The 13,347-nt window shown below is 70.3% G+C and carries 11 protein-coding genes; 4 read left to right on the top strand and 7 right to left on the bottom strand.

Annotation, left to right across the window (positions count from 1 at the left end):
• Positions 1-19 precede the first annotated feature (19 nt).
• From HEB94_RS35325 to HEB94_RS35345, 5 genes are all read right to left on the bottom strand, one after another.
• Complete coding sequence (locus tag HEB94_RS35325; protein WP_192753859.1) at positions 20-937, bottom strand: ABC transporter permease subunit; 918 nt, start codon at positions 935-937, stop codon at positions 20-22.
• A gap of 2 nt (positions 938-939) precedes the next feature.
• A complete protein-coding gene (locus HEB94_RS35330) occupies positions 940-2,025 on the bottom strand; it encodes an ABC transporter permease subunit (protein WP_192753860.1) in 1,086 nt (361 codons plus the stop codon).
• A 525-nt stretch (positions 2,026-2,550) separates the two neighbouring features.
• Entirely contained in the window at positions 2,551-3,417 is an 867-nt protein-coding gene (locus tag HEB94_RS35335; protein WP_192753861.1) for an inositol monophosphatase family protein, read from the bottom strand.
• A 69-nt stretch (positions 3,418-3,486) separates the two neighbouring features.
• On the bottom strand, positions 3,487-5,556 hold the full coding sequence (locus tag HEB94_RS35340) for a S9 family peptidase (protein WP_192753862.1): 2,070 nt from the start codon (positions 5,554-5,556) through the stop codon (positions 3,487-3,489).
• 41 nt (positions 5,557-5,597) lie between these two features.
• On the bottom strand, positions 5,598-6,749 hold the full coding sequence (locus HEB94_RS35345) for a ferrochelatase (RefSeq protein ID WP_192753863.1): 1,152 nt from the start codon (positions 6,747-6,749) through the stop codon (positions 5,598-5,600).
• A gap of 178 nt (positions 6,750-6,927) precedes the next feature.
• Between HEB94_RS35345 and HEB94_RS35350 the strand changes: the two genes are divergently transcribed.
• Together HEB94_RS35350 and sepH are read left to right on the top strand one after the other, a co-directional pair.
• Positions 6,928-8,121, top strand: coding sequence for an MFS transporter (locus tag HEB94_RS35350; RefSeq protein ID WP_238361717.1), 1,194 nt, complete (start codon positions 6,928-6,930; stop codon positions 8,119-8,121).
• A 132-nt stretch (positions 8,122-8,253) separates the two neighbouring features.
• A complete protein-coding gene (gene sepH / locus HEB94_RS35355; RefSeq protein ID WP_192753865.1) occupies positions 8,254-9,495 on the top strand; it encodes a septation protein SepH in 1,242 nt (413 codons plus the stop codon).
• A 58-nt stretch (positions 9,496-9,553) separates the two neighbouring features.
• Here the strand turns inward: sepH and HEB94_RS35360 are convergent, their stop codons facing one another.
• Positions 9,554-10,579, bottom strand: coding sequence for an aldo/keto reductase (locus tag HEB94_RS35360; protein WP_192753866.1), 1,026 nt, complete (start codon positions 10,577-10,579; stop codon positions 9,554-9,556).
• 267 nt (positions 10,580-10,846) lie between these two features.
• On the opposite strand from HEB94_RS35360, the gene HEB94_RS35365 reads away from it, so the two are divergent.
• Positions 10,847-11,377 (top strand): hypothetical protein, encoded by a 531-nt coding sequence (locus HEB94_RS35365; protein WP_192753867.1) that lies wholly within the window; start codon positions 10,847-10,849, stop codon positions 11,375-11,377.
• On the opposite strand, the gene HEB94_RS35370 is transcribed toward HEB94_RS35365, so the two are convergent.
• The gene (locus HEB94_RS35370; RefSeq protein WP_192753868.1) at positions 11,260-12,102 is read right to left on the bottom strand and encodes a sulfurtransferase; all 843 of its coding nucleotides are present in this window, start codon (positions 12,100-12,102) and stop codon (positions 11,260-11,262) included. The two genes, HEB94_RS35365 and HEB94_RS35370, sit on opposite strands and share 118 nt — an antisense overlap.
• A 256-nt stretch (positions 12,103-12,358) precedes the next feature.
• On the opposite strand from HEB94_RS35370, the gene HEB94_RS35375 reads away from it, so the two are divergent.
• Complete coding sequence (locus HEB94_RS35375; RefSeq protein WP_192753869.1) at positions 12,359-13,321, top strand: S66 peptidase family protein; 963 nt, start codon at positions 12,359-12,361, stop codon at positions 13,319-13,321.
• Positions 13,322-13,347: the final 26 nt, after the last annotated feature.

A 13,347-nucleotide genomic window follows, 5' to 3' on the forward strand; every position in this document is an offset into this window, starting at 1 on the left:
CGTCCTCCAAGTAATGCCGCTAGTTGTGCCGCAGTCGCGGGTTGAGGATCTCCTCGAACGACCTCGCCATCGTGACGAGAGACAGCTGGAGGATGCAGATCGCCAGCACCGGCCCGAGGATGTAGCCGAGGCTGCCGTCGAAGAAGATCGCACCCCGGGTCCAGGCGAAGTTGATCATGATGCCCCAGTTGCCGCCCTGCATGGGCGCGAGACCGAGGAGGTAGAGACCGGCCATCGCGTAGATGGCGTTGGTCATGCCGATGACGAAGTTCATCAGGATGAAGCTCGCCATGTTGGGCAGGATCTCGCGGATGACGATCCGGGTGGTGCCGAGATCGAGCAGCCGTGCCGCCTCGATGTATTCGCGTTGTCGTAGCGAGAAGACCTGCGCGCGAACCGCGCGGAGCAGGCCCGGCCAGCCGAGCACGCCGAGAATGATCGCGAGCGTGATAGCGCTTCCCACGCGGTAGAAAGCGGCGAGGACGGCCAACAGGATGATGCTCGGAACGGTCAGCACGATGTCGGTGGCCGCGACGATGATCGCGTCGACGCGACCGCCGAGGTAGGCGGCCAGCGCGCCGAAGACGACCGCGATGACGGTCGAGAGCAGCGCGGCGAGAAAGCCCACCAGGATGACCGCGCGGCCGCCGTCGATCAGCTGGATGAAGACGTCACGACCCTCGGAGTCGTACCCGAACGGGTGGGTCAGGCTCGCCGGACCATAGATGAGGCTCGTGTCGGTCGGCAGGTTGTCCGGCGTGAACAACGGGCCGATCAGGCAGACCAGCACCATGCCGACGAACACGAGGAAGCCGATGAAGCCTGTCCTGGAGCGCATCAGCGCGCGCATGAAGGTACGGAACGCGCCCGCGTCCTTGCCCTCGGGTGGCGGGAGCTGCTGGAGTTCCGTGGTGCCGGCGTCGACGATCTGGCTCACGGTTAGCCCTCCTCGCTGGTGATACGGATCCGCGGGTCGACCCGGCTGTAGAGCAGGTCTGCCACCAGGTTGGCCAGCACGACCGAGACGGTGACGATCAGCAGGATGCCCTGGAGCACGGGATAGTCACGGCGCTGGACGGCTTCGTAGAGCAGGAAGCCGATTCCCTGGTACTGCGTGACCTGCTCCACGAGGATGGATCCGCCGACCACGAAGCCCAACGAGAGAACGAAGCTCGTGAACAGCGGCAGCATCGCGTTGCGCCCGACGTACTGGAACTGGATACGCCGGTCCGTCAGGCCCCGGGCTCGCGCGACGGTCACGTAGTCCTCCCCCAGCGTCTCGACGGTGGAGGACTTCATCACCAACATCCAGCCGCCGAGTGAGGTGAGGACGTAGACGAACATCGGCAGCGCCGCGTGGTAGAGCGCGTCGGAGAGGAAGTAGATGCTGAACTCCGGCTTCACCCCTGGGGAGTAGGCGCCCCGCATCTCCGCGATGGGCAGCAGCTCCATCTGGACGCCGAAGAACACGATGATCATCATCGCGAGGAGGAAGTTGGGGATCGAGTGCGTCACCGACGCGAACAGCGTCATCGCGTGGTCGAAGATGCCGCCGCGACGGTAGGCCATCATCATGCCGATGCCGATGCCGAGCACGAAGCTGATGATGAGGGCGATGCCGACGCTGAACAGCGTCCACGGCAGATAGGCGCCGATCTGCTCCGCCACCGAGGAGCCCGGCGAGAGGAGCGACGTGCCGAGGTCGCCCTGCACGAGTCCGCCAAGGTAGTGGAGGTACTGCATGAGCTTGGACTCGTTCGGGTCGAACGCGAAGAGCCCGGCGGCCTGGTTGGCGGCCTCCGTGTAGCTCATGCCGTACTGCGCGATCTGCTGGTTGATGTAGACGTCGACCGGGTTACCGGGCAACAGCCTCACCAGGAAGAAGATCGCAGTGGCGACGACGTAGATGGTCAAGAGCGCCTTGACGATCCGACCAATGATGTATCTGGTCGTGGATCTCCGGCCGGACGTTTTCGAGCCCTTCTCCTGCTCGATCGGCGTGTCCAGGCGTTCTGTCGCAGCCACCTTCACCTCCCGGCCTTTCGTGCATACCGGACGGGCAGCGCTTTCCCCACGACTGCGCTACGCAGTCGCTTCGTCACTGTCCATGCGGCGATGCTCAGGTTCGTGGAATGCGCTCCCCGCACCATGCCGCACAGGGAACTTGACTGACCCGGAACGTATACCTTCGACCCCGGGGAATGGAACAGCATCAGTCAACTTGTAACCGGAATTTGTTGCTGAAAGCTGCACACTCACGGCCTTATGACGCCTGTTTTGCGCAGTTGACCACGATCGATGTCCGTTTTCGCCCCATATAGCCAGAGTCGGCGGGACGCACCTCCGGAGCGCCATGAGCGCTGCGTGACCGTGCGTGCTGGAATCGGTTCCACAACGCGCGACCAGCAGGTGGGGACGACGACTCCGCAGCAGCAACGTCTGGTCACGTGATGCGACGCCGGCGACCCGCGCCGGGGACGGCATCGGCCCCGGTCTCACGGCCGCGCCGGAGGGTAATCCGACGCCGGCCGTGATCAGGCATCCGGGACCCTAGCGCTCCGGCCGCACCGGCTCCCCAGCCACCACAGGGCTTTCGACCACTTCGATGCCATGCGTCAGCACCAGGTCACGCAGCGCGTCGAAAATGTCCGGTGCCGCCGTGACCGTCAGTCGGCGCTCGGGCGGCCGGCCGGGCAGGCCGCCGGCGCGGGCGCCCGCCTCCTCCGCCACGAGGATGCCGGCGGACCAGTCCCACGGATGCAGGCCCGTTTCGTAGAAGGCATCCAGGCGGCCGGTCGCCACGGCGCACAGGTCGAGCGAAGCCGAACCGATCCGGCGTACGTCGCGCACCCGCGGCAGGACGTGACGCAGCAACTCCGCCTGCCGCGCACGCAGCCCGGCGTCGTACCAGAAACCCGTTCCGACCAACGCCTGGTCGAGTTCACTCACCGGGTTGACCCGCAACGGCGTGCCGTCGAGCCACGCGCCCTTACCTCGCCGAGCGGTCCACATCTCCCCCGTCGGCGGGCAGGTCACCGCGCCGGCGACCACCTCGCCGTCCACCTCCGCGGCGATGCTGACGGCGTACGCGGGCAGGCCGTAGAGATAGTTGACGGTGCCGTCCAGCGGGTCGACGATCCAGCGGACGCCTGAGTCGCCGGGTACGCTTCCGCCTTCCTCGCCAAGGATCGTGTCGTCCGGCCGGGCGCTGGACAGGCGGTCACGGATGAGCTCCTCGGCCGCGGTGTCCATGGCCGTGACCACGTCGGTCGGAGTGGACTTCGTGTGGTCGACGGTGATGACGCTGGTTCGCCGCCCGGACAGCAGGAGCTCGGCCGCCTCCCGCGCCGTCCGCTCCGCCAGCGCCAACAACTCGTCCACGTCGACGTCCGGCCCCGATGGCGAACCCACGTCCATGCTCACACGTCCCACCGACTCACTCACTCACACTAGTTCCACGCGTCGCCGGACTGGCTCCGGGCGTACTCACACGAGCTCCGGGCGTTCCCACACCTGTCCCTCGACATGCCACGCGAGGAACGCGAACACCGTCTGGTACCAGACCTTCGCGTGGTTGGGCGTGAGCACCCAGTGGTTCTCGTCCGGGAAGTAGAGGAAGCGGTGCGGCAGATCCGCCGGATCGCCCTTGTGCAGGCGGTTGAGCTCCCACCACAGCCGCAGACCCTCACCGATCGGCACGCGGTAGTCACGGTCGCCGTGAATCACCAGCATGGGTGTGGTGATGCGGTCGGCCGACAGGTGCGGAGAGTTGGCGAGCGCGCGTTCGGGAGTGAGCTCCCGGAACCAGTAGGACGCCGCGTCCGTCGTCGGTCCGAACTGGTCGAGCGCCCACAGGCTCGCGTGCGTGACGATCGCTCTGAACCGGTCGGTGTGTCCCGCCACCCAGTTGGCCATGTAGCCGCCGAAGGAGCCGCCCATCGCGGCGACCCGTTCGGTGTCGATGTCGTCGCGCCGAAGCGCCTCGTCGGTGACCGCCATCAGGTCGGTGAAGGGCTCGGCTCCCCAGCGGCCCCAACCGCGCTGGATGAAGTCACGCCCGTAGCCGGTCGACAGGGCCGGGTCGGGAAGGAGCACGGCGTAGCCCTGGGCCACCATCAGCCACGGGTTCCATCGCCAGCTCCAGGCGTTCCACGAGGACAACGGGCCGCCATGGATCCACAACAGCAGTGGAGCCGGCGTGGTCGCGGAGGCACCCTCGGGCAGGACCAGCCAGGAACGCAGGGCGCTCCCGTCGGCCGCGGTCGTCGTCACCTCGGTGACCGTGCCGGGCACGGCCGGCGCCGCGTCCGGTCCGCGGAGGACGACCGGCTCCTGGTCGACGGCGTGGACCGCGAGCCGTACGGCCGCGAGCGGCGATTCGATCCCGGCCCGCAGGGCGTACAGGGAACGCCCGTCCGGTGCGGGTTGCAGCGCCGCGTAGGCGCCGCTCGCGGTGAGACGGCGCACGCCACCGGTCTCGACGTCGACCGCGAAGGCCGGGCTGTGGCCGAGCTCGTCCGCGGTGAAGTAGACGGTGCGAGCATCGGGCGCCCACCTCGGCTCGTGCGGCCACAGGTCGAGCCCGGACGTCAGGTCACGGCCCTGGCCTCCCTCGAGAGGTATCAGCCACAGGGTCGAGTCCGGGGGCTCCTCGGTGGTGCTCCGCAGGTCCCTGACGCAAACGACCCAACGCCCGTCGGGCGAGATGCGGGGTGCCGCGAAGTCGTAGGCCGGGTCGGAGGCGAGAGTACGGCGTTCGCCGGAGGCGGTGTCGATCGCGACGAGGTCCTCACGTGAGTCGCCACCACTCGTCGGTACCTGCCACGTGCTCACGACCGTCGTGCCGTCGGCACTCACGTCGTAGCCACCCTCGTCGAGTGCTCGGCCGGGTTCGGGTGTCAGGTCACGCAGCTCGAGCCTGCCGTCCTCGACCGCCGGGACGTCCGCCGCGAACAGGCGCAGCTCGTCCGGGCCGAGGTCGTGGTCCCAGTAACGGATCGGATAGCCCTCGTGCAGGATCGCCGAGACCGCACCGTCGGAACGTGCCTTGCGGAGTTCGGCGTCCTCCTCCGTGGTCTGCGCCGCCGGGAGGGTGGGCGCGAGCACGACGGTCGTACCGGCCGTCGCCGCGACCGCGACGCCGGCGATCCCGCCCGGGCGGGCGGCGACCTGGCGGGCCTCGCCGCCCGCGGCCGGCAACAGCCAGAGCGCCGGCTTGTCGTCCTTCTTGTCCTCGGCCTCGGCGTCGGGCCGACGGGAGACGAAGAGCAGCGAGCCGTCGGGCAGGAACGCGGGACCGGCCTCCCCGGTCGCACCCCGGGTCAGGCGCCGGGCCGGGTCGACGCCGGTGGGGTCGATCTCCCACAGGGATGTGACGTACTTCTTGCGGTCTGGTGCGAGCTGCTGGGCCGCTGCCACCAGCCGGCTTCCGTCGGGCGCCAGCCACAGGCCCGCCAGGCGGCGTAGCGCGACGTAGTGGTCCAGGTCGTAAAACGGCGTCGCCGGCTCGATGGAGCTGTCGTCGGCCGCGCGCTCGCCCGTCGTCTCCGATGTCATATGGATCAGCTTAGGGTCTGTCGCCGACCTGCCGGCCCTCGTCAGTCCGCGCCGCAGACCGCCGGCCGGTGACCGCGTGCGTTCGGGCAGCAACCGGCCGGACAGTCGGCCCACACCGGACCGAGCCGTCCGGTGCGGCTGGACTGGGCCGCCTCGCCCCGCTCGGCGGCCATGCGCTCGACGACGAGTTCGCGGACCGTGCCGACGAACCTCGGGTCGACTCCCGGCGTCGGCACCCGGGCGAACGCCAGGCCGAGTCGATCCGCCGTCGCCTTCGCCTCGGTGTCCAGGTCGTACAGAACTTCCATGTGGTCGGAGACGAAGCCGACGGGTACGACGGCGACGCCCGGAACTCCCTGCGCGGCGAGCGCCTCCAGGTGGTCGTTGACGTCGGGTTCCAACCAGGCCTGGCTGGGCGGCCCGGACCGGCTGCAGTAGACGAGGTCCCACGCGGTCGGCGTGCCCCGGCGTTCGGCCACCGTGTTCGCAGTGTTCGCCGTGTTCGCCGTGTTCGCAGTGTTCGCCGTGTTCGCCGTGTTCGCAGTGTTCGCCGTGTTCGCCGCGGCCGCCGCGACTCCGGCGGCGTCGAGGTGCTCGGCGACGTAGCGTCCGCCGCTCGGGCCGCTGGTGGCGTTCATCGCCTCGGGTACCGAGTGGGTCACGAAGACGATCCGCGACCCCTCGGGGAGCCCCTCGAGTGCCGCGACGGTCCCGTCGACGAAGGGCTCCACGAAGCCGGGCCGGTCGAAGTAGTGCGGGAGCCGGGTCAGCTCCGGAGCACCGGGGCCGACCTCCTCCAGCGCGGCCGCGAGGTTCTCGCGGTACTGACGGCAACCGGAGTACGACGCGTAGGCGCTCGTGAACAGACAGGCGGCCCGGCGTACTCCCGCGTCCCGCATCTCCCGCAACGCGTCGGCGAGGTAGGGGTCCCAGTTGCGGTTGCCCCAGTAGACCGGGAGATCCAGGTCGTGCGCGGCGAAGTCGTCCTCGATCGCCTTCTTCAGTGCCCGGCACTGGTCGTTGATCGGACTCCGCCCGCCGAACAGGTAGTAGTGCTGGCCGACCTCGGCCAGCCGCTCCCGTGGGATGCCCCGACCGCGCGTCACGTTTTCGAGGAAAGGCACCACATCGTCGGGTTTCTCCGGTCCGCCGAAGGAGACGAGCAGGAGGGCATCGATGGGCGCTGCGGGCATACGCCGATATTGACAGGTGTTACGTCGGCGCCGGTCGTTAGGGTGAGTGCGGTCGGCCCGACGATTTGACGCTCAGGCACCTCCCGGACGCCGACCGCCGACCTGTCCACACCCACACTCGTGAGCCGCGCTGCCAATGTTCACCCCGTATCGGACGATCCTCAGCCAGCCAGGAACCATGGCGTTCTCGGCGACGGGCTGGTTCGCCCGGCTGCCCATCTCGATGGTCGGCCTGGGCCTTGTTCTGCTCGTATCGTCCAGCACCGGCTCCTACGCCCTGGCCGGCTCGGTCTCGGCCGCCTCCGTCGTCGCGTCCGCCGTCACGGCACCGTTCCAGGCCCGGCTGGTCGAGCGGCGTGGACAGCACGTGATGCTGCCGATCCTCGCCGGTGTCAACGCGGCGACGCTCGGTGGTCTCGTGGTCGTCGTCCACGCCGGGATACCCACACCCGTGCCGCAGGTGCTCGCGGCCGTCGTCGGGGCGTCCAGCCCGCTCGTCGGCTCCTACGTGCGGGCCCGCTGGACCCACAGGCTCGAGGGCCGCCCGGAGCTGCAGACGGCGTTCGCCCTGGAGGCGCTGCTCGACGAGGTCGTCTTCATGGTCGGCCCACCGCTCGTGACGGTGCTCGCGACCACCGTGAGTCCCGTCGCCGGTCTGCTGACCGCGATGGTCGCCGGCCTCGTCGGGTCGCTGATGCTGGCCGCACAGCGCCGGACCCAGCCGCCCGTCCACGCCCACCGCGCGGGTTCTGGTACCAAACCCGCGCTCGGCTGGGCGACCCTCGGACCCGTCGTCGTCGCCTGCGCCGGACTCGGCGTCCTGTTCGGAAGCGCCGAGGTGGTCGTGGTCGCTGTCGCGTCCGAGGCGGGTCACCGCTCGGCCAGCGGGCTCCTGCTCGCCGGATGGGCGACCGGCAGCATGCTGTCGGCCCTGATCACCGGGGCGATGCGGCTGCGGATGCCACCCATGAACCGCTTCCGGATCGGCGCGGCGGTGATGGCCGCCACGATGCTGCCGCTGCCGTTCATCAGCGAGCTCGGCGTCCTCGGCCCGGTCCTCTTCCTCGCCGGCTTCGCCATCTCGCCGACGCTGGTCGCCAGCATGGCGGTGGTGCAGCGCACCGTGCCGCCGTCCCGGCTGACCGAGGGAATGGCCTGGACCACGACCGGCATGGCCGCCGGTGTGGCGGCGGGCGCGGCCGTGGCGGGTCAGGTCATCGATGCGGCCGGTGGACGGGCCGGCTTCTACGTCCCGCTCGCAGCGGGCCTGCTCACAGCGCTGGTCGCGTTCGCCGGCCGAGCCCCGTCCAGGCCGGACAGCGCCGTAGCGTCGCCGTCCGACGACGCGACCGAGCTGACCGGAGCGCACTGATCGACGATCCTGGCCGCAGCCGGGCGTACGCGTCCGTTTTCAACGACCTCCGGTGTCCCCGGCGCGGTGCCTGGCATCTGCGCACCTCGACAGGCGACACTGAACAGGCTCGAGATGTGGGGAGGCACACGGATGCGCGACGTCAAGCTGGTCAGTCTCAGCGATGACGGCACTCATCTCGTCCTGACGCATGAGGGCACGGGGGAGGAGTTCGCGCTACGCGTGGACGATCGGCTACGGGGAGCAGTGGTGAGTGACCGCGCGCGTCTTGGCTTGGCTCCGCTGGAGAAGCAGAGCCTGTTGCGTCCCAAGGAGATCCAGGCTCGACTGCGAGCGGGCGAGTCCTCGGAGTCCGTCGCCCTGGCGGCCGAAGTGCCGATCGAGAAGATCCTCCGCTACGCCGGCCCGGTGCTGGCCGAGCGCGAATACATCGCCGACCAGGCCCGCCGTTGCGCATTGCGCCGGAACGGGCGCGAAGGCCCGGCCCAGATCCTCGACGAGGCCGTGACCAGCCGACTCGACGACCTCGGCGTCGGTGGTGACAACGCGACCTGGGATGCCTGGCGCACTCCCGAGGGGCGCTGGTCCGTCGCTGCCACGTTCACCTTCGAGGATGAAGAGCACCGCGCGAGCTTCCACTACGACCCGCTCGGTCGTGTCGTCACGAGCGCCGACGACACCGCCCGAGCGTTGGTCGGCGAGGTCGTGACCTCGGCCACCGCCAACCTGCAGCCGGCACCGAAGGCTGTCGCCGAGTCAGAGGACGACCGCGGGGAGAACCAACCCCGCCCACTCCGCGACGCGCACCGACTCCGGCTCGCACCGCCGCCACTGGACACCGCGCCCGACACCGAGGACACGATCGACCTCTCGCACAGCGTTGGTCAGGTCGCTCAGCAGTACGCCCAGGTCGCGCAGGCCGGCGGTCAACGTCCGCGCCCGATGCGGCCGCCCGGACCCGAGGTCCCCGGACCGGCCGACCTCGCGCCGGACGAGGTGCCCGACCTGGACGAAGCGCCGGCGGACGAGCCCGCCGCGCCCCCGACTCCCGCGGCCTCCGCCGCCACTGCCTCCCCCACCGCCGGCACCGCTCCGGCAGACGCGCCCTCCGCAACCACCCGCGAGGCGGCGACCCCAGCCCCCGCCTCGGCGGCGGCTACCGCACCGGCCGCCGCCGAGGTCGAGGAGACGCCCGAGCAGGACGCCGAGGAGGAGTCCTACGCCTCCGAACGCGTCGAGCCCAAGCAGGCCCCGCGCCGTCCCCGGCCGCCCGCCGACGCCCGACGCAAGCGGGCCCGCTCCGGCAAGGGGCGAGGCAACGTCCCCAGCTGGGACGACATCCTCTTCGGCGGAAGTCGGGGCGGACAGGACTAGGGCCCGTTCCACACGAGGCGCCGCGCCGACCTGGAGCCTGGAGGCTCGAGACGCCGGGTCAGGCTCCCGTCGGAGTTCGGTGTGGGAGGTCGCCGGCCAGGACCCACTCGGGATAGGCCGGCGGGAGCGTGGACACAGCGTCGAGTTCGGCGAGGTCGTCCGGGGTGAGGGTCAGCTCGGAGGCGGCCAGGTTGCCGGCGAGCTGGTCCGGGCGGCGGGCGCCGACGATGACGCTGGTGACGCCGGGCTGAGCGAGCACCCAGGCCAGAGCGGTCTGGGCCACCGTCGCGTCGTTCCGTCCGGCGACGACACGCAGTGCGTCGATGACGGCGTAGCCACGATCCAGGTCGACGGGTGGGTTCTGCGCCCGCGCCCGCCGCGCGCCCGGTTCGGTGGTGCCGTCACGGTCGAACTTGCCGGACAGGAAGCCGCCGGCCAGCGGGCTGTAGACGAGCAGTCCAACTCCCTGGTCTCGGACGAGCGGCAGGATCTCGCGGTCGAGGTCACGCCCGACCAGCGAGTAGTACGACTGCAGCGACACGAATCGGGACAGGCCGAGCCGGTCGGAGACACCGAGAGCCTTGGCCAGTTGCCACGCCGCCAGGTTGGAGGCGCCGATATAGCGGACCTTGCCCGCGCGGACCGCATCGTCGAGCGCTCTCAGCGTCTCCTCGATCGGGGTCAGCGGGTCGAAGCTGTGGATCTGGTACAGGTCCACGTGGTCGGTACGCAGCCGACGCAGGCTGTCGTCCAGCGCGTCCATGATGTGGATGCGGGACTGTCCGACGTCGTTCGGGCCGCGCCCCATCCGTGCGTGCAGCTTGGTCGCCAGCATCACCTCCCGGCGGCGGCCGGCCAGGATGCGGCCGAGGAACTCCTCCGAATCTCCCGCCGCGTACATGTCGGCGGTGTCGATGAGGTTGACCCCGGCGTCCAGGGCCATGCCCACCAGTTCGTCGGCGGCCTTGAGGTCCAGCGCGCCGATCTGGTCCCACGGCGCGGTGCCCTTGCCACCGAACGTCATCGTGCCCAGCGCGATGCGCGACACGAAGGCGCCGGTCAACCCAAGTCGTTCGTACTGCACGTTTTGGTCCCTTCCGTCCTGCCCCCTGACTCTGCATCGACGCTATGCAGCCGATCCCTGGACGATCAATGCGACAGAGTCCGAAGAAGTTGCTGGATCGTCCACTCCGCCACGTGTCCGCATTCTGGACGGCGTGTTCACGTCCTGTACGTAGCTGGCAGACTCCCACCATGTCCTTCCGCGTCCTCTGTCGCTGTTGTTGCTGCTGACCCACCAGGTCACCGGCTCCTGTGAGCCACCGCATCAACCAGCTTCGAGGATTTCGCGATGGATTTCGCCGCCTGGACCCGTGCCCTCCATGTCCGAGGGTTCCGTGTCGTCCCACCCAGCCACGCCGCTCCGGTTCGGATCTGGGCGTTGCTTCCCGCCGGTGACCTGCTGCACTTCCGTTGCCAGGGAACGACGGTGCGGCTCGAGCGGTACGCCGAGGACGACGTCCTGTTCGCCAACCCGGTAGGGCACTGCGACTGCGGATGCGGCCGGCGGCTGGCGGCACCGCAGACACCGCCGCGTCTCGTGCTTCGTACCAGCGCGCGTCCCGTCGACGTCGCGTCCTTCGACGGTGCGCGGGTCAGCGGCTGGCGGGGACACGAGGCCGGGCTACTCAGCGTCGCCGAAGCGGCACCGATGTTCGACGACCTCCTCGCCGACCTCGGCGTCCCATCCAGGTCGGCTTCGGGTCACCCGCGGTCAGGTCCGGTGGCGACCGGGCGGTCCCGGTCGGACACCCAGTCGGACCAGGAACCGACGTACAGCGCGGCGGGAATACCGGCCAGCTCCAGCGCCAGCACCTCCTGAGCGGCGCTCACGCCGGATCCGCAGTAGGCGCCGACCTCCTGCCCGCCATCGACGCCGGCCGCCGCGAACCGGTCGCGAAGCTCCTCGGCCGGGCGGAACCTGCCGTTCTCGTCGAGGTTGGCCGCAGTCGGAAGGTTGTGGGCACCGGGGATGTGACCGGCCACCGGATCCATCGGCTCCACCTCGCCCCGGTAGCGCTCCCCCGCCCGGGCATCGAGCAGGACGCCGTCCCGGGCGAGCCGCGCCGCCTCCTCCACCTCGAGGCGCGGCATCCCGCCAGGCCGGGCGACGAAGTCGCCGGGAGCGGGTCGTGGCTGCGTGGTCTCGACCGGCAGGCCCGCCTCGACCCAGGCGGCGTAGCCGCCATCCAACACCCGCACCGCCTGATGCCCGAAGTAGCGCAGGCACCACCAGGCCCGAGCGGCGCCGAACCCGTCGGGAGCGCCGTAGACCACGACCTCGGAGTCGGCGTTCACCCCGGCACGCCGCATGGCCGCGGCGAACGCGTCCGGCTCCGGCAGGGGATGCCTGCCACCGCCGGTCGTGTGGGTCGGGTCGGCCAGCTCCGTGTCGAGGTCGACATAGCGGGCGTTCGGAACGTGGCCCGCGTCGTAGGCCTCGCGGCCTGGCGGCCCGGTCAACGTCCACCGGACGTCGAGCACGACCGGAGGCGTCGGCGAGTCGAGCAGCTGGACCAGGTCCTGGGCCGTGACGAGCGCACTCATGAGCGCAGTATCCCAGCCGAACGGGCCGCGTGGCCGAGGCAGGGCCGGGGCACCCCTGGTGTCGCGGAGGTGGCCCGTTCGGACCGGTCCCGATGATCGACCGGCACCGTCGATCTGAGAAGCTGCCCCGCGGACTTGGACGTTTCGGCCGACGACGGCCCGCCGACGACACTCGTCGTCAGGAAAGCCGTTGCCCAGCACGGTCCGTCCAGCGCAGTCTATCCCAAGCGGACGAGCCGAGGAGGAACGAACCCCGATGTCAGCGTCCCCGCTTCGGCCCACCGCAGCACGGCCACCGCGCCGGTTGCGCGCGGGCGACCGCGCCGTCATCGTCGCGCCGGCCGGACCTGCGGTCCCGGAGGTTCTCGACAAGGGCCTCGCCATCCTCACGTCGTGGGGCCTGGACGTCGCGGTGGCGCCGCACGCACAGGACCGGCACCCGACGTTCAGCTACCTCGCCGGGACCGACGCCGACCGGGCTCGCGACCTGCAGGACGCCTGGTGCGACCCGGAGGTCGCCGCGGTGTTCTGCGGCCGGGGCGGCTACGGGTCGCTGCGCCTGCTCGACCTGCTCGACTGGGACGCGATGGCCGCCGCCGAGCCGAAGGTGCTCACCGGATCCAGCGACGTCACCGCGCTCCACCAGGTGCTCGGCTCCCGGCTCGGCGTCCCCACGGTGTTCGGGGCGATGGTGGCGACCAGCCCCTTCGTCGACGACCCGGTCGCGCAGGAGAACCTGCGCCGCATGCTCTTCGAACCCGACGACGGCCTCGTGCTCACCAGCGCGGCGGCCGAACCGCTCGTACCCGGGCGGGCTCGCGGCCGGACGGTCGGCGGCAACCTCAGCCTGGTCGTCTCCGGTCGTGGTGTGCCCGACGTCCAACCGCCGGCTCCCGGCTCCATCGCGCTGCTCGAGGACGTCACCGAGGAGCCGTACCGCATCGACCACTTCGTGACGCACCTGCTTCGCGCCGGCTGGTTCGACCACGTGGCCGGCATCGCGCTCGGTTCGTGGTCGGAGTGTGGCGATCTCGCCGACGTCCGGGCCGTCCTGGTCGACCGGCTGGGCGGACTCGGTGTCCCGATCGTCTGGGAGCTCGGCTTCGGTCACTGCGCGGGCCAACTCGCCGTTCCCCTCGGAACCGAGGTCGAGCTGGTGTCCGACCCGACGACCGGCACCGCGGAGTTGGTTCTCACCGAGCCGGCGCTGGCCCCCTGACCCGATACCCCATGAGCCACGAACGA

The sequence above is a fragment of the Actinopolymorpha pittospori genome, assembly GCF_014873875.1.
In the GTDB taxonomy this organism is placed as follows: Bacteria; Actinomycetota; Actinomycetes; order Propionibacteriales; family Actinopolymorphaceae; genus Actinopolymorpha; species Actinopolymorpha pittospori.

Excerpts from the sequence above, each read along its gene's own strand:
- sepH (WP_192753865.1), top strand. The coding sequence starts at position 8,254 with ATGCGCGACGTCAAGCTGGTCAGTCTCAGCGATGACGGCACTCATCTC.
- HEB94_RS35350 (WP_238361717.1), top strand. The coding sequence starts at position 6,928 with ATGGCGTTCTCGGCGACGGGCTGGTTCGCCCGGCTGCCCATCTCGATG.
- HEB94_RS35375 (WP_192753869.1), top strand. The coding sequence starts at position 12,359 with ATGTCAGCGTCCCCGCTTCGGCCCACCGCAGCACGGCCACCGCGCCGG.
- HEB94_RS35370 (WP_192753868.1), bottom strand. The coding sequence starts at position 12,102 with ATGAGTGCGCTCGTCACGGCCCAGGACCTGGTCCAGCTGCTCGACTCG.
- HEB94_RS35335 (WP_192753861.1), bottom strand. The coding sequence starts at position 3,417 with ATGGACGTGGGTTCGCCATCGGGGCCGGACGTCGACGTGGACGAGTTG.
- HEB94_RS35365 (WP_192753867.1), top strand. The coding sequence starts at position 10,847 with ATGGATTTCGCCGCCTGGACCCGTGCCCTCCATGTCCGAGGGTTCCGT.
- HEB94_RS35340 (WP_192753862.1), bottom strand. The coding sequence starts at position 5,556 with ATGACATCGGAGACGACGGGCGAGCGCGCGGCCGACGACAGCTCCATC.
- HEB94_RS35345 (WP_192753863.1), bottom strand. The coding sequence starts at position 6,749 with ATGCCCGCAGCGCCCATCGATGCCCTCCTGCTCGTCTCCTTCGGCGGA.